This window comes from Sphingomonas antarctica (genome assembly GCF_965137005.1).
Taxonomy (GTDB): domain Bacteria; phylum Pseudomonadota; class Alphaproteobacteria; order Sphingomonadales; family Sphingomonadaceae; genus Sphingomonas_O; species Sphingomonas_O antarctica.
In genome coordinates, this window is record NZ_CBCRXM010000035.1 from 1 (window position 1) to 1621 (window position 1621).

Here is a 1621-nt window from a genome sequence, read left to right on the forward strand (position 1 = left end):
TGTCGCAAATGAGCGATGATCCCATCGTCACGTTGTCATCCATGGCAGCATGATCAACCCGGCCAAGCCGGAGATCCAAGCGGCGAGACCGCGAACCTACACCACGCTGTGGGACACGATCCGCCTGAACCCGAGCAGCGGCGGATTCCCGCAGGCCGAGCCTGTGCCGCCGCTGCTGATTTCGTCGTATTTGGTATCCGCGAAACACTCGGCTCCACTGTGTCGTACTACACTGGCAGTTGGGCCAAAGAGGTGATCAGAGTGAGCGCGCCAGGACAACATCATCATAGTCGATCCCGCCGACATTGAACTTTCGCGTTGCGACCGGAGCGAAGCCATTTTTGCCGTAGAAGGCGATCGCGCGGTGATTTTCGGCGTAGACCCCAAGTAACAGACGATTAGCGCCAGCGTCCCGCGCGGCATCAATCGCATGCTCCATCAGCGCGCCACCCACACCGCTGCCGTGAACGCGCGACAGTGCGTAGATCCGCTTCAACTCGACATCGCCGTCGACCATGCCCGGTAGGTCGGCGGGCGCCGTGAGGGCAAAGCCAACTGGTGCGTCGCCCGGTTGCAAAAGGGCGAGCCACGCGCGCGCTCCGCTGCCGATCAGTTTGGCATAGGCATCTTCAGTATGCTCGAGCCGACAATGTGCAACGATAGCTGTCCCGCCCAATACCCCTGCGAATGTTTCCAGAAAAGTAGCCGCGCCGATGAGGGCGAGCTGGTCGCAATCGTCCTCGCGCGCCTGACGGATGGTCCAGTTCAACGGCGGATTCTCCTTTGGCGATGCCAACTTCTTGAGCCAGCAGGCTGGATTTATCGAGGAGGTGGGCGGAGAACTAGCGAATGTTTTCGAACGTAGTGCACGCCCAAGCCGCTTAACGACGGATCAGCTATTGGGGGAAATTAGAAAGGACGACGAGATTATGACGGTCCGGTTCAGAAATTTGATGTCAGGCGCGATGCTGGTGGCATCAGTCCCAGCCCCCGCGCGAGCTGCGCCGTCGCGCGATCCTCATACCGCCGCGGCGGTCCTCGCCGCCGACCAAGGCTGGACGGACGCCGAGATCAGGGGAGACGCCGCGTTTGTCGACGCGCTGTTGCTTCCAGAATACCAATCGATCGGTACGGCCGGGAAAATCACCAACAAAGCGGCGATCGTGGCAGGCTCGCGCGCACTCGGATTTTGGCAAAATGGTCGCCGATTATAAGGCCACGCACCCCACGCGAGGCGACGTAATGCTGACCGGCGACACCGCGATCGTCACATGGGTATCGCTTGTCCCCGGAAAGGGCGAGCCGATCGCATCCTGTGACGTGTTCGTTTATCGCGATGGCCACTGGCGCGCCCTCTATTCGCAGCACTCGACAGCGGAGATTTAATAATCGCTGGCAGCCCTTCTGCTCGGGGTTAAATCATCTTTGATTGGTGCGATTACCGCAAAGACTGGGTCGGCGCAGCCGCAGACCGCGCCGACTTGCTATCACGGGTACTGTCAAATCTATGGGGCAGCCGTTTTACTGTGTGATTACACAGTTCGTTCAAGCCGGAATATTGCGTTTATGATCACCAAGTGATCCCGCTATGTTTCGATAAGCGCCATCGTCAGGCCAGATT

Annotated in this window: 3 protein-coding genes; 2 read left to right on the forward strand and 1 reads right to left on the reverse strand. The window is 59.2% G+C overall.

The genetic code is table 11. The features are described from left to right. Positions 1–256 precede the first annotated feature (256 nt). The gene (locus tag ACM9ME_RS15315; protein WP_415644324.1) at positions 257–769 is read right to left on the reverse strand and encodes a GNAT family N-acetyltransferase; all 513 of its coding nucleotides are present in this window, start codon (positions 767–769) and stop codon (positions 257–259) included. On the opposite strand from ACM9ME_RS15315, the gene ACM9ME_RS15320 reads away from it, so the two are divergent. Continuing rightward, positions 756–1214, forward strand: coding sequence for a nuclear transport factor 2 family protein (locus tag ACM9ME_RS15320; protein WP_415644325.1), 459 nt, complete (start codon positions 756–758; stop codon positions 1212–1214). The two genes, ACM9ME_RS15315 and ACM9ME_RS15320, sit on opposite strands and share 14 nt — an antisense overlap. Positions 1215–1242: 28 nt before the next feature. Continuing rightward, complete coding sequence (locus ACM9ME_RS15325; protein ID WP_415644326.1) at positions 1243–1386, forward strand: hypothetical protein; 144 nt, start codon at positions 1243–1245, stop codon at positions 1384–1386. Positions 1387–1621: the final 235 nt, after the last annotated feature.